The organism is Tepidibacter hydrothermalis (genome assembly GCF_029542625.1).
Lineage (GTDB): Bacteria > Bacillota > Clostridia > Peptostreptococcales > Peptostreptococcaceae > Tepidibacter_A > Tepidibacter_A hydrothermalis.
Window position 1 is genome coordinate 3,461,040 of sequence record NZ_CP120733.1, and the last position, 20,995, is coordinate 3,482,034.

18 protein-coding genes and 1 other annotated feature are annotated in these 20,995 nt (G+C 30.9%); of the genes, 1 reads left to right on the forward strand and 17 read right to left on the reverse strand.

Going from position 1 to position 20,995, the window contains the following annotated elements; genetic code table 11:
* Window positions 1-6: 6 nt before the first annotated feature.
* The 11 genes from P4S50_RS16335 to P4S50_RS16385 form a co-directional block, all read right to left on the reverse strand.
* Window positions 7-2,235 carry a heavy metal translocating P-type ATPase gene (locus P4S50_RS16335; protein WP_277731902.1) on the reverse strand — a complete coding sequence of 743 codons (2,229 nt, stop codon included), beginning with the start codon at window positions 2,233-2,235 and terminating at the stop codon, window positions 7-9.
* The gene (locus P4S50_RS16340) at window positions 2,232-2,612 is read right to left on the reverse strand and encodes an HMA2 domain-containing protein (protein ID WP_277731904.1); all 381 of its coding nucleotides are present in this window, start codon (window positions 2,610-2,612) and stop codon (window positions 2,232-2,234) included. The genes P4S50_RS16335 and P4S50_RS16340 overlap by 4 nt, the downstream gene beginning before the upstream one ends.
* A complete protein-coding gene (locus tag P4S50_RS16345; RefSeq protein WP_277731905.1) occupies window positions 2,613-3,185 on the reverse strand; it encodes an HMA2 domain-containing protein in 573 nt (190 codons plus the stop codon). It abuts the gene before it with no gap.
* Between the two features lie 169 nt (window positions 3,186-3,354).
* Entirely contained in the window at window positions 3,355-5,391 is a 2,037-nt protein-coding gene (feoB, locus tag P4S50_RS16350) for a ferrous iron transport protein B (RefSeq protein WP_277731906.1), read from the reverse strand.
* 71 nt (window positions 5,392-5,462) lie between these two features.
* Window positions 5,463-5,687, reverse strand: a complete 225-nt coding sequence (locus P4S50_RS16355; protein WP_331489640.1) for a FeoA family protein — start codon at window positions 5,685-5,687, stop codon at window positions 5,463-5,465.
* A gap of 18 nt (window positions 5,688-5,705) precedes the next feature.
* Window positions 5,706-5,921, reverse strand: a complete 216-nt coding sequence (locus tag P4S50_RS16360; RefSeq protein ID WP_277731907.1) for a FeoA family protein — start codon at window positions 5,919-5,921, stop codon at window positions 5,706-5,708.
* A 272-nt stretch (window positions 5,922-6,193) separates the two neighbouring features.
* Window positions 6,194-6,361, reverse strand: coding sequence for a FeoB-associated Cys-rich membrane protein (locus tag P4S50_RS16365; protein ID WP_277731909.1), 168 nt, complete (start codon window positions 6,359-6,361; stop codon window positions 6,194-6,196).
* A gap of 17 nt (window positions 6,362-6,378) precedes the next feature.
* On the reverse strand, window positions 6,379-8,373 hold the full coding sequence (gene feoB / locus P4S50_RS16370; protein ID WP_277731910.1) for a ferrous iron transporter B: 1,995 nt from the start codon (window positions 8,371-8,373) through the stop codon (window positions 6,379-6,381).
* Between the two features lie 141 nt (window positions 8,374-8,514).
* Window positions 8,515-8,799, reverse strand: a complete 285-nt coding sequence (locus tag P4S50_RS16375) for a FeoA family protein (RefSeq protein ID WP_319023191.1) — start codon at window positions 8,797-8,799, stop codon at window positions 8,515-8,517.
* Between the two features lie 132 nt (window positions 8,800-8,931).
* Window positions 8,932-9,315 (reverse strand): transcriptional repressor, encoded by a 384-nt coding sequence (locus P4S50_RS16380; RefSeq protein ID WP_277734761.1) that lies wholly within the window; start codon window positions 9,313-9,315, stop codon window positions 8,932-8,934.
* A gap of 151 nt (window positions 9,316-9,466) precedes the next feature.
* Window positions 9,467-9,895 carry a flavodoxin gene (locus P4S50_RS16385; RefSeq protein WP_277731911.1) on the reverse strand — a complete coding sequence of 143 codons (429 nt, stop codon included), beginning with the start codon at window positions 9,893-9,895 and terminating at the stop codon, window positions 9,467-9,469.
* Between the two features lie 288 nt (window positions 9,896-10,183).
* Window positions 10,184-10,449, forward strand: a binding site (T-box leader).
* Between the two features lie 69 nt (window positions 10,450-10,518).
* Here P4S50_RS16385 and P4S50_RS16390 point away from each other — a divergent pair.
* The gene (locus P4S50_RS16390) at window positions 10,519-11,217 is read left to right on the forward strand and encodes a DUF554 domain-containing protein (RefSeq protein WP_277731912.1); all 699 of its coding nucleotides are present in this window, start codon (window positions 10,519-10,521) and stop codon (window positions 11,215-11,217) included.
* A 219-nt stretch (window positions 11,218-11,436) separates the two neighbouring features.
* Here the strand turns inward: P4S50_RS16390 and P4S50_RS16395 are convergent, their stop codons facing one another.
* The 6 genes from P4S50_RS16395 to purF are packed head-to-tail and all read right to left on the reverse strand — an operon-like array spanning window position 11,437 to window position 20,983.
* A complete protein-coding gene (locus P4S50_RS16395) occupies window positions 11,437-15,204 on the reverse strand; it encodes a phosphoribosylformylglycinamidine synthase (protein WP_277731913.1) in 3,768 nt (1,255 codons plus the stop codon).
* 1 nt (window position 15,205) lies between these two features.
* A complete protein-coding gene (gene purD / locus P4S50_RS16400) occupies window positions 15,206-16,459 on the reverse strand; it encodes a phosphoribosylamine--glycine ligase (RefSeq protein WP_277731914.1) in 1,254 nt (417 codons plus the stop codon).
* 23 nt (window positions 16,460-16,482) lie between these two features.
* Window positions 16,483-18,015 (reverse strand): bifunctional phosphoribosylaminoimidazolecarboxamide formyltransferase/IMP cyclohydrolase, encoded by a 1,533-nt coding sequence (gene purH / locus P4S50_RS16405; protein WP_277731915.1) that lies wholly within the window; start codon window positions 18,013-18,015, stop codon window positions 16,483-16,485.
* Window positions 18,008-18,598: a phosphoribosylglycinamide formyltransferase gene (gene purN / locus P4S50_RS16410; protein ID WP_277731916.1), complete on the reverse strand. Its 591-nt coding sequence runs from the start codon at window positions 18,596-18,598 to the stop codon at window positions 18,008-18,010. The genes purH and purN overlap by 8 nt, the downstream gene beginning before the upstream one ends.
* Window positions 18,592-19,620: a phosphoribosylformylglycinamidine cyclo-ligase gene (gene purM / locus P4S50_RS16415; protein ID WP_277731917.1), complete on the reverse strand. Its 1,029-nt coding sequence runs from the start codon at window positions 19,618-19,620 to the stop codon at window positions 18,592-18,594. The genes purN and purM overlap by 7 nt, the downstream gene beginning before the upstream one ends.
* Before the next feature lies 1 nt (window position 19,621).
* Window positions 19,622-20,983, reverse strand: coding sequence for an amidophosphoribosyltransferase (purF, locus tag P4S50_RS16420; RefSeq protein ID WP_277731918.1), 1,362 nt, complete (start codon window positions 20,981-20,983; stop codon window positions 19,622-19,624).
* Between the last annotated feature and the right edge of the window lie 12 nt (window positions 20,984-20,995).

A 20,995-nucleotide genomic window follows, 5' to 3' on the forward strand; every position in this document is an offset into this window, starting at 1 on the left:
TCGCACCTACCTTTTCTCTATATCATATACAAGCAACCTAAGTGAATTGGCAATAACTAATATAGTACTTGAATTATGAAGGACAGCACCCCAAAATACAGGAAGTGTACCTACTGCACCTAATAATAATCCTAGTGTATTTATTCCTATTGCCATTCCAAAATTCTGCTTTACAATATTCATAGTTTTATTAGACATATCTACAATAGCAGGAAGTAGCATAGGATTATCTGACTGTATAGTGATATCAGATGCTTCCATGGCAACATCCGTCATGCCTCCTCCTATTGCAACACCTACATCGGCATATGCCAGTGCAGGAGCATCATTTATTCCATCTCCAACCATTATTACCTTAGATCCTTTTGATTGTATGCTAAGAACTTGTTTTGCTTTATCTTCAGGAAACAACTGTGCTTCATATCTATCAACAGCCATTTTATTGGCAACTATCTCAGCCTGTTCTTTTAAATCTCCTGTTAAAAGAGCTATATCGTCTATCCCTTGATACCTTAAATTATTTATAGCCTTTTTCATATTATCTCTTAATTTGTCTTGAATCCCAAGAATTCCTATTAATTCATTATTTCTAGCTACATATATTAGACCTTCTCCATTAGATATTAATGTCTTAGCCTCATCATCCAAAATAGATGTATCTACATCATTATCTGACATAAATACTTTACTACCTACATATATCTTGTCTTGACCTATAGTAGTCTCTATTCCTCTAGCTATATGTACCTTATTCTTTCCATGAGCTGGTATATCCCATCCTGATTGTCTAAGCTTTGAAAGAACTGCTATTGCCATAGGATGATTTGATGTTTCCTCAGCAGCAGCTGCAATTTCAATAACTTCCTTTTCTGATATATCCTTATTTGCAGATATAACATTTAGTATTTGTGGTTTTCCTTCCGTTAATGTACCTGTCTTATCCAGTATTAAAGTATCAGACTCTGCTAATCTTTCTATGTAATTTCCACCTTTTATAAGTATTCCATTTCTAACTGCTGTATTTATAGCAGCAGAAAATGCAGTAGCTGTAGATAGTCTAACTCCGCAAGAGTAATCTATAATCATCATGTTAAGAGCTCTTGATGAACTCTTTGTAACCATATATGTAATCCCAGCCAATATAAAATTAAATGGTATTAAATACCCTGAAAAATTATCAGCGTATGCCTGAATAGATGCTTTTCTATGAGATGCTTCTTCTACTAGGTGAATAATTCTAGCTACAGCTGTATCATCACCTGCTTTTTCAGTTTTTACAGTTATTGTTCCATTTTTTACTACAGTTCCAGCAAATACATTCTCACCTTTTCTTTTTATAGCTGGCATAAACTCTCCAGTTACAGCAGCTTGATCTACAACTGCTTCTCCAGATACAACCTCACCATCTACACATATTTTTTCTCCAGTATGTACTACTACTAAATCATCTTTCTTTATACTTGATATTTCTACTTTTTTTACCGTTTTGTCATCAAGCTGTACCCAAACAAATTCTTCATTTAAAGAAAGCATATCTTTTATCGAATTTCTAGTTTTAGACATAGTATACGATGTTAAAAGCTCAGCTATATCTGAAAGTAGTATTATAGTAAGTGCTGATGAATCCTTACCTGCCACTATACTAGTTACAATAGATGTTGCTGTTAGCGCATCTGCATTTGGTCTATAAGAATTTCTTAAAGATGAAATACCACTTTTTATAATAGGTAATGATAAAGCTATAGATGCAATAGCAGGAACTGTTGTAAATTTGCCAAGTATACTATTTGGTACAATCTTATTTTTTTTGTTAAATAAAGAATATCCTATAACAGCGGTAGTTGAAACTATTCTCTTTAATATATCCTCAACAGGTTCTTCTTGAATACTTCTTTCTTTAACAGAGACCTTAGTCTTGTCTTCTCTTTCTCCTTTGTACGCTATCATAGAATATAGTGATATGGTATCCTCTACTATTCCTATTATCTCTTCTTGATTTATAGATTTTCCATTATAATAAATAAGTATATTTTTAGTTAATATACTTATTTTTGCAGATTTTATTGAACTTATATTTTCAATTTTCTTCTCTATTTCTTCTTTTTGTTCAAATAAATATTCAAATGCTCTGCATCGAAGTCTTATTCTTCCGTCTATACTGTGTATGACTTCACACTTTAACAAAGGCTGCCTTTTATTTTTCTTTTTTGTCAAAATATCACCTACTTTTTTCATATATTATCTACTTCTTTTTTTAGCTGATATCTAATGTTATCTGCTACATAATCTATATTATTAATTGCATGCTCTTCTATAAACTTCCTATTTTTAATACTTATTTCCCATATTTTATCTAACCATGATAAAACCTGTTTTTCACAAGTAACTTTAATATCATAAGTTAAAAGAATATTACCACTTATATAGTTATACGTAACTTCTTTTATACCAGGTAGTATATTAATGGCTTCTGTAAGATATTTTTCATATGAAATTGCATCTTTAGTAGCTTTGTTCATATTTGGAACCTTAATCCTAAGTCTACCTGGTAACTTATGTATTACTTTGAATTTTTTAAGATGAATAGCTGCAAACGAAACTATATCAAACATTTAATTAACTCCTCCTTTAAAAAACTCAGAATATACCCACCACATAAGGGTCATTCCGCTAGGCATTATAGTAGGATTTTTTCTCAATCTATATATACCAAATAAAACTAGACTCAAGCCTAACGTAGTTTTTCCATCTATTATTCCCTGACTTTTTTCATATACAGCTCTATTCAAACTACTTTTAAGTTCTATCATCTCTTTTTCAATTTTTGACTTAGGCGTTTTTTCTATTTCTTGTTCTAAATTAAGGATCTTTATCATTATTCCAACTATAATCATAGGATCTATTTTTTCGTTATCATAATTTAAAAGTACTGTACCAGTTATAGTATTTATATCTATATTTGTTATAAGATTTATCTTACTAAGTTGATCCATTATAATAGATTTGATTTCTTCGTTATTTTTTAATATTGGAATATAAAGTCTGATTCTACCTGTTATACAGTGTCTCACTTCCAATATTCCTTTGAAGCTTGGAACCTTGTTTGTTATATTATTTTTTTTGTTCTTATCGGTAAATATCATTCCAATAGCACTATAAATTACAGTTCTCCATATGCAAAACATATTCACACCTACTTTTTAGTTTTTATATGTATATATTACCATATTCTTGTCGTTTTTTCACTTATTATTAATTCTCTTTCTCTTTTGTCACCTTTTATCAATCGATATTTATTATCTTTTGTGTATTTTTATAAATAAAAAAGTCTTTATTTCTAAAGACTTTTTCATTTTATAATCCTATTAAGCTTCCTATTTGATATATCAACATAGCTACTATCCAAGCTACTGCGAATTGATATACTACAGAAAAAATTGTCCATTTCCAAGAATTTGTTTCTCTCTTTATAGCTCCTATTACCCCAACACATGGTGTATATAAAAGTACGAACGCCATAAATGCATAAGCTGTAAGTTGATTAAATGTTCCAGCTAATGTTTGGGCAAATGCACCAGCTGCTGCTTCTTCTCCAAGTCCATATATTATAGACATATTACTTACAACAACTTCTTTTGCAAGTATTCCTGTTATTAAAGAAAGTGCTGCTTGCCAGTTTCCAAATCCAAGTGGTGCAAATAAAGGTGCAAACACTCTACCAATTGATGCTCCTATACTTTCAGTTAAATCAGCAGGTCCTGTGAAGTTAAATCCTAGTATGAACCAAAGTACCATACTGGCTCCAAATATTAATGTTCCTGCTTTTATCAAGAATCCTTTAGCTCTTTCCCATACAGTTATTAGTGTACCTTTCAATGTAGGTATTCTATATGGAGGTAACTCCATTACAAAAGGCATTCCATCTGATTTAAATAAAGTTTTCTTAAATATAAGCCCTACTATTATAGCAACTACTACTCCTAATAAATAAAGTGAGAATACTACAAACTTCTCTTTTCCAGGGAAGAATGCTGCTGCAAATAAAGTGTAAACTGGAAGTCTTGCCGAACAAGACATAAAAGGATTTATAAGTATAGCTGCAAGTCTATCATTTTCATCTTCAAGTGTTCTTGTTCCCATTATAGCTGGTGCATTACAACCAAATCCTAATATCATAGGTATAAATGCTTTTCCACTAAGTCCTATTTTTCTCATAAGTCTATCCATTATAAATGCAACTCTAGCCATATAACCACTATCTTCGAGTAATGATATTGCAAGGAATAAACATATTATGTTAGGTAAGAATACTAATACTCCACCTACTCCTCCAATGATTCCATCTACTATAAGTGATTGTAACCAAGCTGCTGCGTTCATACTAGTTAATGCATCTGTAGCCCATCCTGACAATGTTTCACCAAAGAATACATCTATCTTATCCAAAAATACGTTACCAACTAAATCGAATGTAAAGTAAAATACACCCATCATTATAAGTGCGAATATCGGAAGTCCTAACCATCTATTAGTAAGTATCTTATCTGCTTTATCTGATGCTGTTAACCCTTGTACTGCAGGTTTTTTAACTGATTTTGATATTATGCTAGTTATATGATTATATCTTCTATCTGCTATTAAACATTCAAAGTCATCTTCAAGCGATATTTCTAAAGCTTCTGATGCTATCGCTATTTCATCACTAGCACTGCTTGTATGATTTTTATTTAATAATTCCATTATTTCTTCGTCTTCTTCTATTACTCTTAAAGCTACCCATCTTAAGTCATACTTAGATGCCTTTGGATTTGATTTTAAAGATTCTATATTCTCCGTTATCTTATTTTCTAATTTCTTTCCATAATCAACAGGATTACCTTTTGCTAAGCTTTTATTACTGCTCACTTTAACTACTTCATCTAAAAGTTCGCTTATTCCTTGTTTTTTACTAGCAACTATAGGTACAATAGGTACTCCTAATAACTTAGATAATTTATTTACATCAATCTTATATCCTCTAGACTTAGCAACATCCATCATATTAAGAGCTATAACAACAGGTTTTCCAAGCTCAATTAATTGTACAGATAAATACAAGTTTCTCTCTATATTAGAAGCATCTACTATGTTAACTACAACATCTGGTGATTCCTCTACTATGTAATTTCTAGCTATTTTTTCTTCTAATGAATATGGTGATAAACTGTATGTCCCTGGTAAGTCAACACCTATTATTTCCGTATCCTTATGTTTGAATCTTCCTTCTTTTTTTTCAACTGTAACCCCTGCCCAGTTTCCTACATGATGTCTAGCACCAGTCAATGCATTAAACAAAGTTGTTTTTCCACTGTTAGGATTACCCGCTAAAGCGATAGTAATATTTTTACTCAAAACTTCTCCTCCTTTTCGAAAATAATAATTATTTTCATTTAAAGCACAAAAAAAATTCCTTAAAAAGAATACTACTCTATTACTATATTTTGAGCATCTTCTTTTCTAAGAGTAAGACTATACCCCTTGATCTTAACCTCTATAGGATCTCCTAATGGAGCAACCTTTTCAACATTTATTTCCGTTCCCTTTATAACCCCCATGTCCATAAACCTTCTTTTTATAGCACCTTTTCCTTTAACCATCATAACTTTACCACTTGCTCCAGGTGCTAGATCTTTTAAAGTTCTTATCATTTATTTACCTCCTCATATTTAATTCACCATAATTTGTTGAGCAACTACTCCTCCAAGTACAAGCCTTGAACCTCTTACATTAACTATAAATGAACCATTTGTATCATTAGATATAACACTTATTTTCACTCCAGGAGTTAAACCCATATCCTGAAGTTTTTTCTTCATCTTTGGACCCCAATTTATATTTTGTAAGACAACTTCTTGCCCCTGATTAGCCATAGCTAAAGGCATATGTAATCCCTCCCGTATTAATCATTTTCAATTTCAATTGTTCTTGCAGTTCATTTGATTTTAATTATCATTACAGATATAAAGTATATCTCTATCGATATTGATTGTCAATATCTTTTTCTATATTTTTCCTAAGAACTTACTACATATTCAATAAAACTTATTATAGAAACAAGTTATATCAAATGTTTTATCCCTTATTGTATATCTTTTAAATTTGTTTTTTATAGAATATAAAAGACCGAGTGGAAAAACACTCGGTCTTTTACATTTTATTTATCTAATTTTGATATATTACAGCTACAATTGCTTCCTTTATTATTTGATCCTGAATGAGGACAGCCAATACACTTGACACCTTTTCTTTTTTCAATAATGACTTTTGTAATAGATAGACCAATAATTAACAGTATCACTATTCCAACAATTATATTTGCCATAATTTTCTCCTATTCTCTTATGCTAAATTCTTTTGATTAACCTTTTCATCACCTTTTTTCATAAGGAATACAACATATCCTACCATTACTGCAACAGCAATAAATCCAGGTATAAAACCAGTTCCTAAAGAACCTGTTGTAATCAATGTACCAATTTGGTAAGTCATAAATGCTACAACATAACCCATTCCGAATTGAAATCCAATTCCTCCCCAAAGCCATTTTCTATCTTCCATCTCAGAGTTCATAGCACCAATTGCTGCAAAACACGGTGGCGTGAACAGGTTGAACATAAGATAAGATAGTGCAGCTACAGAAGTTAATCCCATAACGCTTGCAACATCTCCTCCACCTGACACAAGTGCTAATTCTTCAGTATCAATGAAATTTGTAATTGAGTATACTACAGCCAAAGTACCAACAACATTCTCTTTTGCTATAAAACCTGTAATAGCTGCTGCTGCAAGCTGCCATACACCAAATCCAAGTGGAATCAGTAAGATAGCAAACGGTGATGCAATACTTGCAAGTATACTTGTACCTTCAGCACCTTCAGCAACAACTTGGAACTGCCAGTTAAATGTTTGCATAATTTGTACAGCTGCGTTACAAAGAAGTATAATAGTACTTGCTTTTATAATAAATGCTTTTGCTCTAGAAAACATTGAAATTGTAGCTCTTTTGATGCTTGGGAATCTATATTCTGGTAATTCCATTATAAAATATGATCTTTTATTTTTCTCACCAGTAATTTTTACTACTATTAATGCCCCAATAATAATTATGGCAATACCCATAAAGTACATTGTTGTACCAACCCATGATGCATCATCAAAGAATACACCTGCAAATAATGCTATAACAGGAAGTTTTGCACCACAAGGCATGAACGGAGTTAACATTGCAGTAGTTCTTCTTTGTCTTTCATTCTTTATAGTTCTAGTTGCCATTACTCCAGGAATAGCACATCCAGTTCCTATAACCATAGGTATGATTGATTTACCTGATAAACCTACACGCTTGAAAAATCTATCCATTACTACAGCAACACGTGCCATGTAACCACAGTCTTCAAGTAATGCTAATAAGAAGAATAATACCATAATAAGTGGAAGGAATCCTACTACAGCACCAACTCCACCTATAATTCCATCTAACAACAATGATTTTAAAATTGGGGATACACCTTCTCCCATGGCACCTTCTGCCCATGCATATATACCATCAATCCAACCAACGAATATATCAGCCAATAGCGGTCCTAAATGCGTTTGAGAAATCGAGAATACCGCCCACATAACTACTGCAAAGATTGGAATTCCAAGCCATTTATGAGCCAATATTCTATCTGCAGCATCTTGCTTAGTTTGACGGTTACTGATCACCTTACGATCTTCAACTTTTGAAACAATTCCGTTAACAAAATCATAACGATTTTTATCAGAAGCTTTTACGGCCTCAGCATTTTCAAAATCTACTCCCTTACTGTCATATGCAGCCGTTTGGTTTTTGCCTTTAACTTCTACAACTTTAGAAATTAACTCTTCTAATCCATTACTGCTTGATTTTGTTGCTATAGTTTTCACAACTGGACACCCTAATGCTTTGCTAAGTTCAGTCACATTAATTGACGTTTTCTTTTTTTCGTTCAAGTCACTCTTGTTAAGAGCTACAACTACAGGAATTCCCAATTCCATTAGCTGTGTTGTGAAGAATAAACTTCTGCTTAAGTTTGTCGCATCAACAATATTTATGATTACATCTGGATTTTCGTTTTTAACAAAGTCTCTCGTAATCGATTCCTCAGATGTAAACGGTGACATTGAATATGCACCTGGAAGATCAACTGCTGTAATCTCTATATCACTTTTGTTCAGATTCTTTTTGATATTACCTTCTTTTTTATCAACGGTAACACCAGCCCAGTTACCAACATGTTCAATCTTACCTGTTATAGCATTGAACAATGTTGTTTTACCACTATTAGGATTACCTGTTAGTGCTATTTTCATAATTCCCCTCCTAAAAATTATTTTATCAGCATCGCTGACCTAGAATAAGTACAAATTAATAATCTTTTATGTTAAATAAAATATCAAAGTTAACTTTATTGACAATTGAAAAGCTATATCTCTATAGCTCTCAATAAAATTTTATACAATTATAGCTTCTGCCAATTCCGAGTCAATGCTATATCTTGCATCTTTTACTGATATAACATAGTTTTCAGCCAATACCGATATTACTGTTACTTTTTGACCTTCGTAACATCCCAAAGTGAATAAAAAGCTCTTCATCTCTTCATCATCCGTCTCAATTGATTTTATTGTATATTCCATATCAACTTCTACTTCAGATAAGTTTTTCATCGAATTCCCATTTTCCCCTTCAAATTTATAGGGTTCAGTTATCATTGCACTTGCTAAAGCACCAGACATATGCATCCTCTCCCAAAATGTTATATTTTATAATAACTTTTAATTTCAATTATTTTTATAACTCATTTGATTTTAATTATCATTACAAATATAAAGTATATCTCTATCGATAGTGATTGTCAATATCTTTTCCTATGTTTTTTCCAAACACTTACTACATGTTCCGTAAAACTTAATATATCCACCTGTTATGTCAAATGATTTATCCCCTATTGTATATTTTTTAAATTTTTCACTATCTTTTATCTTTATCTTTTTTAAAGTATGACATTTATTACATATAATCTCACAGTATCTAATATCACTAAGTTTAAACTTCCTTTTTCTATCACGTATAGAACTACAGTATATTTTACCAACATCTATAAGCTTATCTATAGCTCTATATACCGTTCTCTTGCTTATTTTTTCATTTTCTTCGTCTATAAGTGTTAATACATCATTTATGTCTAATTCTTTATTAGGATTTTCTTTAAATAATCTATATATCGTTGATTTATTTTTAGATAGATTCATATTAATCAACTATATCCCCTCTCTTTAATTAAAATGATTATTATTATCAATAAATCTATCATATTTTCTTTTTTTTGTAAACATAAAAAGCCAATATGAAAATTCATATTGGCTTTTATAACGAATAAAAATTAAATATCGTTAGTTAATTTTAAGCATTTGCTAATTTTTTTCCTATTTCTTCACATTTATTTAAATCTTCATCTTCTGGGCTTAAATGAGCTATTAATCCCTCTTGTAGTATATTAGCTCCATAATTTGTCATTCTCTCATCCCATTCTCTCATCCACTGTCCATCGCCCCAATCATAAGATCCAAATAAGATCATAGGCTTTTGGTTTAAATCTATATTCTCAAAAGAAGCTATAAATGGTTCCATATAATCAGGATCAAGCTCCTCAGCTCCCATTGATGGACAACCGATAGCAACTGCATCAGCATCTAAAATATCTTCTTTAGTAGCATCTTCTACTTTTACAAGCTTCACTTCACTATTTTCAGAAGCACCTTTTGATATAGCCTGTGCCATAACCTCTGTATTTCCTGTTCCACTCCAATAAACGATAGATATTTTTTTCATAAATATACCTCCTTCTTAATTGATATGTATTATCATTATCAATTATAGCACATATGAAATTTTTGTAAAGGTTTTATTTGAAAATAATTATCAACATCATTTATCCACATATCCACAAACTTTTACTTTTATATATCTAATTTTTTACAGTTTTCAACATATACTTTGGATATTTTAGAGTGTATATATTCATAATAAATTCTTGCAAAATTAAATATTTTTTGAAAACAATATTGACAATACTTATTAGTGGTAATATAATGCTTGGTAATATAAGTAATTTTAATATAAAAAGCAAAGACGGAGACAAAAATATTCAGGTATTATCTACAGAGAACCAACATTTGGTGAGAGTTGGTGTTAATTAGAGTATATAATGATCACTCCAGAGCTTCTAAGTTGAAAGATATATTGAGTAAACGAAGACGGTTACCACCGATATATGGTTAGGGTTCACTAAGAATTAATGATAATTTTAAGTCGACCTGAATAAAGAGGTAGCTATATTTGCTGCACATAGGGTGGTACCGCGAGATTAATCTTTCGTCCCTATAAATATATATGTATATATATATTTATAGGGATGAAAGATTTTTTTTATTTAAGAAAGGGAGGATATAGAGATGTTAGGAAGTATTGTAAATGCATTAGCAATCATTGTAGGAAGTATAGTAGGAGTGATTTTCAAAAGTGGGATACGCGATAAGTATAAGGAAACAGTAATAAATTCTATTGCTTTGGCTATTTTCTTAATAGGAATTATGAGTGCAATAAAAACACAAGAATTATTACTTATGATTTTTAGTTTGGCAATAGGAAGTGTTTTAGGAGAATTTTTAAGAATAGAGGATAATTTAGATAAGCTTGGTAACTTTATAGGAAGTAAATTATCAGATAAAGAAGGTGGTATTGCAAAAGGCTTTGTAACAGCAAGCTTAGTGTTTTGTGTAGGATCAATGGCTATTGTAGGTTCTTTAGAAAGTGGATTAACAGGAAATCATCAAACATTATTTGCTAAATCAATACTAGATGGAATTTTATCTATTTTATTTTCTTCTACCTTAGGAATCGGTGTTTTATTTTCTTCTTTTGCTGTTTTTTTATATGAAGGTTTTATAACAATTGCAGCTTCATTTATGAAGGTATTTTTAACTGATAGTGTTATTCGTGAAATATCAGCAATAGGCGGAGTACTTATTATGGCTTTAGGTATTAATATATTAGAGTTAAAGAAGCTTAAAGTAGGCAATATGCTACCAGCTATTTTTATACCATTAGTATATTATTTATTTAAATTAATCTATTTCAAATTAAATATTTAATTTAAATGAATAAAAAAGTCTTTATTTCTAAAGATTTTTAATGTAAACTTTTTTGAAATTCGTAACGAAAATTATACTTATCCTTAATTTAAATAGGAATATAATTTCCTACTCATTATAAAAAGTATCCCTTCAAAAGTCAGATTTTGTGTCTAACTTTCGTAGGGATACTTTAAGTTCAAAATTATTTTAGTGGATCTTTTAATTCAAATTATTAGTTTATAATTTAAAGTACTCTATTCCAGATTTAAACAATTTTTGATCTGTATTTCCATGTATGTTCTTAAGTACATTGTCTCCTATTCTCTCTGAGTGTCCCATCTTACCTAATATTCTTCCATCAGGACTAGTTATTCCTTCAACTGCATAGAATGAACCATTTGGATTAAAGTCTATATCGTATGTTGCATTTTGATTTCTATCAACATATTGAGTAGCTATTTGACCATTCTTTATAAGCTTTTCTATCATATCTTCATTACATACGAATCTACCTTCTCCATGTGATATAGGTATAGAGTGTATATCTCCAACTTTTACGTTAGACATCCAAGGAGATATGTTTGATACTATCTTAGTTTCTACAGCCTTAGATTGATGTCTAGCTATATTATTGTAAGTAAGTGTTGGATCATTTTCATCAATATCCTTTATCTCTCCATAAGGAAGTAGTCCAAGTTTTATAAGTGCCTGAAATCCATTACAAATACCTAACATTAATCCATCTCTATTGTTTAAAAGCTCCATAATAGCTTCTTTTATTCTAGGGTTCTTTAGCACATTCACTATAAACTTAGCAGACCCATCCGGCTCATCTCCTGCACTAAATCCACCTGGTAACATTATTATTTGAGATTGATTTATTTTTTTAACAAAATCATCTATACTATCTTGTATATCTTGTGATTTTAAGTTTTTGAATATACTAGTATGGCAATCTCCACCTACTCTCTCGAATGCTTTTATACAGTCGTATTCGCAGTTAGTTCCAGGGAATACAGGAACTAATACTTTAGGTTTTGATATAGTAGTTCTTGGTTTTATTATATTTGTTTTTTCATAGTGTAGAGTCTCTATTTTTTGATTTATATCTGTAGTTTTAGTTGGGAACACTTTTTCTAGTGTATTGCTCCAAGCACTATACATTGTATCCATTTCTATTTCTATATTGTTTATTTCAATTTTATCACTAGAGTTAGTGCTTCCTAATACTTTGTAGTCGCAGTTTTTAAATATCTCATCTACATCAACTTTGTCTTCAACTTCAAGAATGAAACTTCCATAGTCAGGTGAAAATAACTCTTTATCACTCATTTCATCTTTGAACTCAAATCCTATTTTATTTCCAAATGACATCTTACTTACAGCTTCACATATTCCTGCACCCTTTATAGGATAAGCAGATATTATATTTTTGTTTCTTATATTTTTTGTTATAGTATCTAAATTAGATTTTAAGCAGTCAAAATCTACAATATAATTATCATCTTTTTTTGTGGATAATAATACCACTTTAGAATTTGCTTTTTTAAATTCTGGGGATATAACGTAATTTGAATCCACAATATCAACAGCAAATGATATTAATGTAGGAGGTACGTTTATATCTTCAAATGTTCCAGACATACTATCCTTACCACCTATAGCAGGTATATTTAGTTTCTTCTGAACTAAGTATGCACCAAGTAGCGCACTAAATGGTTTTCCCCATTTTTCTTTATTCTTTCCTATTTTTTCAAAGTATTCTTGCAACGTTAGTCTTATATTGCTATAATCTCCACCAACAGATACTATCTTACATACTGATTCAACTAATGCATATATAGCACCGTGGAATGGACTCCATTTTCCTATTTTAGGATTGTAACCGTAAGCCATGGCACTAGCCGTATCTGTACTTCCCTTTAACACAGGTATCTTACACACCATAGCATCCGCAGGAGTTGATTGATATTTACCACCTAAAGGCATAAGTACAGTTCCAGCACCTATAGATGTATCAAACATTTCTATCAATCCTCTTTTAGAGCATACATTTAGATCCTTTAATCTATTTATCCACTTATCTTCCAAGTTATCCCCAACTATTTCTGTATTTTCAAAATAATTAGTATCTTCATCTGTGGATTTTATTAATACATCTGTGTATTGTTTTGCTCCATTAGTATTTAAGAAATCTCTGCTTACATCTACTATAAGTTTTTCATTCCAACTCATTCTTACTCTATTAGTATCTGTCACAGTTGCAACATGAGTAGCTTCAACATTTTCTTCATTTGCATGCTTTATAAACTCTTCTAGGTTCTCTTTATCTATAACAACAGCCATTCTCTCTTGAGATTCAGATATAGCTATTTCAGTTCCATCAAGACCCTCATATTTTTTAGGTACCTTATTAAGATCTATATCTATACCATCTGCCAGCTCTCCTATAGCTACACATACTCCACCAGCACCAAAGTCATTACATCTTTTTATCATAGAACTTACTTTTTTATTTCTAAATAATCTTTGTATCTTTCTTTCAGTTGGAGCATTTCCCTTTTGAACCTCAGCAGAACAAGTAGATATAGACTCTTCGCTATGCTCTTTAGATGAACCTGTAGCTCCTCCACATCCATCTTTTCCAGTTCTTCCACCAACTAATATAACTACATCTGAAGCCTGTGGAATTTTTCTTATTACTTCATCCTTTGGTGTTGCAGCAATAACTGCTCCTACTTCCATTCTCTTTGCTACAAAATCATCATCATAAACTTCATCAACAAAACCTGTTGCCACACCTATTTGATTTCCATAAGAACTATATCCATGTGCTGCTTCCTTAGTTATCTTAATTTGAGGTAACTTACCATCAAGAGTATCACTTATATCTTGAAGAGGATTTGCACATCCACTTATACGCATAGCTTGGTATACATAACTTCTTCCTGATAAAGGATCTCTTATAGCTCCTCCAAGACAAGTAGCAGCTCCTCCAAATGGCTCTATTTCAGTAGGATGATTATGTGTTTCGTTCTTAAACATTACAAGGTATTTTTCATTTTTTCCATCTATTTCTACATCTACATTTATACTACATGCATTTATCTCTTCAGATACATCTAAATCTTCTAAAAGTCCTTTTTTTCTAAGCTCCTTCATAGATATAGTTGCTATATCCATAAGAGTTATATCTTTCTCTCTTGATTCATACACGTAACTTCTAGATTCTTTATACTCCTCATAAGTCTTATTTATTATATCTGAATACTTACCATCTTCTATTTCTACACTCTCTACCTTAGTTAAAAAAGTAGTATGTCTACAGTGATCTGACCAATAAGTATCTATTATCTTTATCTCAGTTATAGTAGGATTTCTCTTTTCAGTGTCTCTAAAATATCCTTGTATCAACACCAAATCATCATACATCATTGCAAGACCTCTATCTTTTATGAAGTCTTTTAAATTATTCTCATCCATATCTATAAAACCATCTACAACCTCAACCTCATCTACATAATCTATTTCTACAACCAAATTTTCTGGTTTGTCTAATCTAGCTTCTCTTGAATCTACAGGATTTATAAGGTAATTCTTTATATTTTCAAACTCAGTATTGTCAATTTCCCCATCTATTACTATAGTTCTAGCGAAGTTAACTAAAGGTCTATTATTTTGAGTTAGTATTTCAATACACTGAACAGCCCAATCAGCTCTTTGATCATACTGCCCAGGAAGATATTCTATAGCGAACATCTTTGAATTATCATCAATATCTATATTCTCATGATATACATTATCTATGTTGGGCTCAGAGAATATACTCTTAACAGACTTTTCATATACATCTTCTGATATATTCTCTATATCATATCTATTTAAAACCCTAATATTGTCTATATTTTTTATACCCAAATTTAATTTTATGTCTCTAAGTAACTTCTTAGCTTCTACATCAAATCCAGATTTTTTCTCTACAAACAATCTTTTTATATTAGACATATTACTCACACTCCCCAATATCTCTTCTATAATGCATTCCATCAAAATATATCTTATCTATATTTGTATATACTTTTTTCGTAGCTTCCTTTAAAGTATCTGCCTTTGCACTTACCCCTATAACTCTTCCTCCATTTGTTACTAAATTTTCTTTTTCTCTTTTAGTACCACTATGGAATAAAACTATATCTTCGTCTAAATCACCTATGTTTATAACTTTTCCTTTTTCGTAGTTATTAGGATATCCACCTGATGTTAGCATTACACAAACAGTTTTCTTATCACTCCATTTTATATCAGTATCTTTTAATTTATTATCTAATATGCTCTCTATTATATCTATCAAACTACTTTCAAGTCTTGTTAAAACTACCTGTGTTTCAGGATCCCCAAATCTAACATTAAACTCTAAAACCTTTGGGCCATCATTTGTTATCATAAGTCCTATGAAAAGTATACCTTTATATTTTAAATTATCTTTTTTCAAACCATCTATTATAGGTTTTAATATTTTATTATCTATCTCTGTTTGTAAATCTTCATTGTATATATCACTTGGTGAGAATGTTCCCATTCCTCCAGTATTTGGTCCAACCTCATGGTCAAATACTTTCTTGTGATCCTTTGCACTTACCATAGGTACTATAGTTTCATTGTCTACAAAAGTGAGTATAGATGTCTCTATGCCAGTTAAGAATTCCTCTATTATTACTTTTTCTCCAGCTGATCCAAATTTTTTATTTTGCATCATATCATTCAAGCTATCAACAGCTTCCTTTTCACAAGTAGCTATTATTACACCTTTTCCAGCAGCAAGACCATCAGCCTTAACCACAACAGGATATCCGTATATACCAACGTTTTTTATAGCTTCATCTAAATTATTAAATTCCTTGTATTTAGCAGTAGGAATATCGTGTTTTATCATAAACTCTTTAGAATAACTCTTACTTCCCTCAAGAAGTGCACAAGCTTTGTTAGGTCCAAATATCTTCATATTATTCTTTTCAAACTCATCAACTATTCCCATTACAAGAGAAAGTTCAGGTCCTACTATAGTAATATCTATATCATTTTTCTTTGCAAAATCAATTAAACCATCTATATCGCTATCCTTAATATCAACAATTTCAGCAATCTCAGATATACCTGCATTTCCGGGAGCACAGTATATTTTGCTGGCCTTATCTTCATTTAATAGCTTATGGCAAATAGCATGCTCTCTACCACCACTTCCAACTACTAAAACTTTCATAAAATCACCCCGTACCTTATTTTTTAGTGTTTAAAATGTCTAACCCCTGTAAACACCATAGATATTCCTAACTCATCACAAGCCTTTATAGAATCTCCATCATTACGTGATCCTCCAGGCTGGATTATATTTTTAATACCATATTTTGCAGCAAATTTTACACAGTCATCAAATGGAAAGAATGCATCTGATGCAAGTGTAGCACCTTCAAAGTCCTTGTCACTATTATTATTTATACTGTTTTCAAGTGCCCATATTCTACTAGTTTGTCCAGGCCCTAGTGCGATAGTTTTTCCATCCTTAACTACAGCTATTCCATTTGATTTCATATTTTTAACTATTTTCATTCCAAACTTCATATCTTCTATTTCTCTATCATTTGGCTTATTCTCAGTTATAACTTCAAACTTATCAAGCAATTTATCATTTTCATCTTGTGCTAAAAGCTTTCCATCTAAGTATTTAAGATCGTATCCTCTACTACTTTTATTTAAATCATCTATTTTAAGTATTCTAACATTCTTCTTTTGAGTTAATATTTCAAGAGCTTTATCTGTGTAGTCATATGCTACAATTATCTCTAAGAATATATCATGCATCATTTTAGCTGTATTTTCATCAACAGTAGAATTTATTCCCACTATTCCTCCGAATATAGATACAGGGGCTGACTCATAACATTTTTTGAATGCTTCACATGAATTTTCTCCAATAGCTACTCCACATGGATTAGTATGTTTTACCGCAACTGCTGTTACATATTCTTCATCTTTAAATTCACTCATTATATTAAGACAACCGTTCAAATCATTTATATTATTAAAAGACAATTCTTTTCCATGGAGTTTTTCAAAATCTAGTATACTATTTTGACTGAAACTATCTTTATAATAGCAAGCTTTTTGATGTGGATTTTCTCCATATCTAAGTTCGTACTGTTTTTCAAATGTTAAATTTAAATATTGAGGATACTTTTCTCCTAAACTATTTGCAAAATAAGTTGAAATTAAAGAGTCATAACGAGCTGTTATTGAAAAGGCTTTAAAGGCAAGATTTAATCTATCTTGTTCAGATAAGGAATTGTTTTTGATTTTATCTATTATAGTATCATAATCATTAGGGTCAACTATTACTGTTACATCTTTATAGTTTTTAGATGCTGCTCTTATAATAGTAGGTCCTCCAATATCTATGTTTTCTATCATTTTAGCATGGTCTTCATCTTTTTTAAGAGATCCCTCAAAATCATATAAGTTTACTACAACAATATCTATAGGAGATATATTGTGCTTTTCTATAGTCTCTATATGTTCACATTTATCTCTTTCAAATAATATTCCACCATGTATATATGGATTTAAAGTTTTTACTCTTCCGTTTAATATTTCAGGGAACTTTGTTACTTCATCTATTTTAATTGCCTCAACACCAGACTCTGTTAACATTTTATAAGTATTTCCTGTTGATACAATCTCATATCCAAGTTTCACAAGTTCTCTTCCGAAATCAACTATTCCCTCTTTATTAGTAACGCTTATTAACGCTCTTTTATTCATTTATAAGCACTCTCCTTCCCCTAATTTCAACCTTTTTATCACAGAATAACTTGACTGCTTTTTTAATTATCTTATGTTCCACATGAAGCACTCTTTTTTGAAGAGTATCTACAGTATCAGTATCTTCAACATATACAGCCTCTTGAATTATAATAGGACCATTGTCTGCCATCTCATCTACAAAATGAACTGTAGCTCCCGTTATTTTAGCACCGTATTCAAGAACCTTTTGGTGAACAATCTTACCATAATACCCCTTACCGCAAAATGAAGGTATCAAAGATGGATGAATGTTTATTATCTTATCTTTGAATTCATTCACGAATTCTTCACTTATTATCTTTAGATATCCAGCTAAAACTATCAAATCTATATTTTCATTCTTTAAAATTTCTATTATCTTTTTTTCATCTTTTTCATATACAGCTTTTATTTTGTTTTCTCTAGCTCTTGTAAGTCCATAAGCTTCTTTATTATCAGATATTACTACCTTTATATTTCCATTTATATCATCTTTACAACCATCTATCAAACTTTGAAGATTACTTCCAGAACCTGATATCATAACTGCTATATTTAGCATAATACTACTCCACTATCAGTAGTAACCTCTCCTATTATATAAGCATCTTCAGTTTGATTTATACACTCTAATATCTCATTTGCATCTTTTTTATCTACTATGATTACAAGTCCTACTCCCATATTGAAACTTCTATATAATTCTCTTTCCTCTACTAAGTCTAATTTTTTTATAAGAGAATATATATTCAATTCTTTCCAAGAATTTTTGTTTACAGTTATTCCTAAATTTTCAGGTATAACCCTTGTAACATTCTCTATTAATCCTCCACCAGTTATATGTGCTATAGATTTTATATTGTGTTTAGATATTAAATCCATAACTGTATTTACATATATTTTAGTAGGAGTTAATAGTTCTTCTCCTAAAGTTTTTCCAAGCTCATCTACATACTTATCAAGTGTCCAACTTAGCTTATCTAAGAATATTTTTCTTATAAGAGAGAATCCATTACTATGTATTCCACTAGATGATATACCTATAAGAACATCACCTTCTTTGACACTTTCTCCAGTTATTATATTTTCTTTATCACATATACCAACTGAAAATCCAGCTAAATCATATTCATCATCACTGTACATTCCAGGCATTTCTGCTGTTTCTCCACCTACAAGTGCACATCCAGAATCCTTACATCCTTCTACAATTCCTGAAACTATATCTTCTACTTGATTTGATTTAAGACTTCCCGTAGCTATATAATCTAAAAAGAACAAAGGCTTTGCTCCCTGACATATAAGGTCATTTACACACATTGCAACCAAATCTATACCTACAGTATCATGTTTATCCATAATTTGAGCAATTTTAAGCTTAGTACCAACTCCATCTGTAGAAGATAATAAAACTGGTTCTTTCATACTTAAGCAATCTTTTATACTATATAGACCACTAAAGCTTCCTAAATCGCCCAAAACATTTTTGTTATAAGTAGATTTAACTTTTTCTTTTATAATATCTACTGCCTTATTTCCTTCATCTATATTAACTCCACTATCTCTATAACTTATCTTGTTCATACTAATCCTCCTCCACCATAGGCTCTATTGGATATTTACCATCAAAGCAAGCCATACAGAATATATTCTTACAATTTGCTGCTTTCATAAGTGCATCTGTAGATAAGAACTTCAGCGAATCAGCACCTATTTCCTTTCTTATATCCTCTACAGAATTTTTAGATGCTATTAACTGACTTCTCCTAGGTGTATCTATTCCAAAATAGCAAGAATACTTAACTGGAGGTGATGTTATTCTAAGATGTACCTCTTTTGCGCCAGCTTTTCTAAGTGAGTCTATAAGTATTTTTGATGTTGTTCCTCTAACTATAGAATCATCAATTAATACTATAGATTTTCCTTTAACTACAGAAGTTAGAGGATTAAGTTTTAATTTGACACCTATCTCTCTCTCGCTTTGAGTAGGCTTTATGAATGTTCTTCCAACATATCTATTCTTAACTAGTCCTTCTTTTAAAGGTATATTACTCTCCTTGTTGTATCCTAATGCTCCTGGTATTCCCGAATCAGGAACAGGTATTACTATATCAGCATCTATATCATCTTCTTTTGCAAGTATTTGACCCGATCTTACTCTAAATTCGTATGCATTAACTCCATCTATTATCGCATCATTTCTAGCAAAATAAACATGTTCAAATATACAAGTTTTCTGCTTCTCTTTATAGTTATCTTTATAGTTATAAGATTTAACTTCTCCATTATTTATAAGAACTATTTCTCCTGGTTCTATATCTCTTATAACTTCTCCTCCAAGTATATCTATAGAAGAACTCTCAGATGAAACTATATATTCATTACCTTTTTTACCAAGAACCAAAGGTCTAAATCCGTAAGGATCTCTAACAGCTACAAGCCCTTCCTCACTAAGTATTACTAGAGAATATGCTCCTTTTATATAATCCATAGTAATTTTTACACTATCTATAATGTTACCTTTGTAATATCTAGACAGTATATATAATATAACTTCAGAATCTATAGATGTTTGAAACATAAATCCTTCTTCTTCAAGAGCTTGTCTTAAATAATTGTGGTTTATCAAATTCCCATTATGAGCTATAGATAATTTTCTTCTTCTGCAAACCCCAGCAAGTGGTTGACAATTAGACACATGGCTTCCTCCAGCAGTTGAATATCTAACATGACCTATACCAATATTTCCATTTAAATTATCCAGCTCTTCTTTTCTTAAGACATCTGATACAAGGCCCATCCCCCTGTGATAGTTTATACTATTGTTATCTTCATTTAAAACAGCTATTCCACAACTCTCTTGCCCCCTATGCTGTAGAGAGTAAAGTCCATAATATAGCTCTTTTGATATATCTTTATCGGAGCTAATACCTATAATTCCGCACATATTTATACCCCC

What these genes read in the sequence shown, in the direction of transcription:
- P4S50_RS16335 (WP_277731902.1), bottom strand. Translation starts at nt 2,235, where the DNA reads ATGAAAAAAGTAGGTGATATTTTGACAAAAAAGAAAAATAAAAGGCAG.
- P4S50_RS16340 (WP_277731904.1), bottom strand. Translation starts at nt 2,612, where the DNA reads ATGTTTGATATAGTTTCGTTTGCAGCTATTCATCTTAAAAAATTCAAA.
- P4S50_RS16345 (WP_277731905.1), bottom strand. Translation starts at nt 3,185, where the DNA reads ATGTTTTGCATATGGAGAACTGTAATTTATAGTGCTATTGGAATGATA.
- P4S50_RS16355 (WP_331489640.1), bottom strand. Translation starts at nt 5,687, where the DNA reads ATGATAAGAACTTTAAAAGATCTAGCACCTGGAGCAAGTGGTAAAGTT.
- P4S50_RS16360 (WP_277731907.1), bottom strand. Translation starts at nt 5,921, where the DNA reads ATGCCTTTAGCTATGGCTAATCAGGGGCAAGAAGTTGTCTTACAAAAT.
- P4S50_RS16365 (WP_277731909.1), bottom strand. Translation starts at nt 6,361, where the DNA reads ATGGCAAATATAATTGTTGGAATAGTGATACTGTTAATTATTGGTCTA.
- feoB (WP_277731910.1), bottom strand. Translation starts at nt 8,373, where the DNA reads ATGAAAATAGCACTAACAGGTAATCCTAATAGTGGTAAAACAACATTG.
- P4S50_RS16375 (WP_319023191.1), bottom strand. Translation starts at nt 8,799, where the DNA reads ATGTCTGGTGCTTTAGCAAGTGCAATGATAACTGAACCCTATAAATTT.
- P4S50_RS16380 (WP_277734761.1), bottom strand. Translation starts at nt 9,315, where the DNA reads ATGAATCTATCTAAAAATAAATCAACGATATATAGATTATTTAAAGAA.
- P4S50_RS16385 (WP_277731911.1), bottom strand. Translation starts at nt 9,895, where the DNA reads ATGAAAAAAATATCTATCGTTTATTGGAGTGGAACAGGAAATACAGAG.
- P4S50_RS16390 (WP_277731912.1), top strand. Translation starts at nt 10,519, where the DNA reads ATGTTAGGAAGTATTGTAAATGCATTAGCAATCATTGTAGGAAGTATA.
- P4S50_RS16395 (WP_277731913.1), bottom strand. Translation starts at nt 15,204, where the DNA reads ATGTCTAATATAAAAAGATTGTTTGTAGAGAAAAAATCTGGATTTGAT.
- purD (WP_277731914.1), bottom strand. Translation starts at nt 16,459, where the DNA reads ATGAAAGTTTTAGTAGTTGGAAGTGGTGGTAGAGAGCATGCTATTTGC.
- purH (WP_277731915.1), bottom strand. Translation starts at nt 18,015, where the DNA reads ATGAATAAAAGAGCGTTAATAAGCGTTACTAATAAAGAGGGAATAGTT.
- purN (WP_277731916.1), bottom strand. Translation starts at nt 18,598, where the DNA reads ATGCTAAATATAGCAGTTATGATATCAGGTTCTGGAAGTAATCTTCAA.
- purM (WP_277731917.1), bottom strand. Translation starts at nt 19,620, where the DNA reads ATGAACAAGATAAGTTATAGAGATAGTGGAGTTAATATAGATGAAGGA.
- purF (WP_277731918.1), bottom strand. Translation starts at nt 20,983, where the DNA reads ATGTGCGGAATTATAGGTATTAGCTCCGATAAAGATATATCAAAAGAG.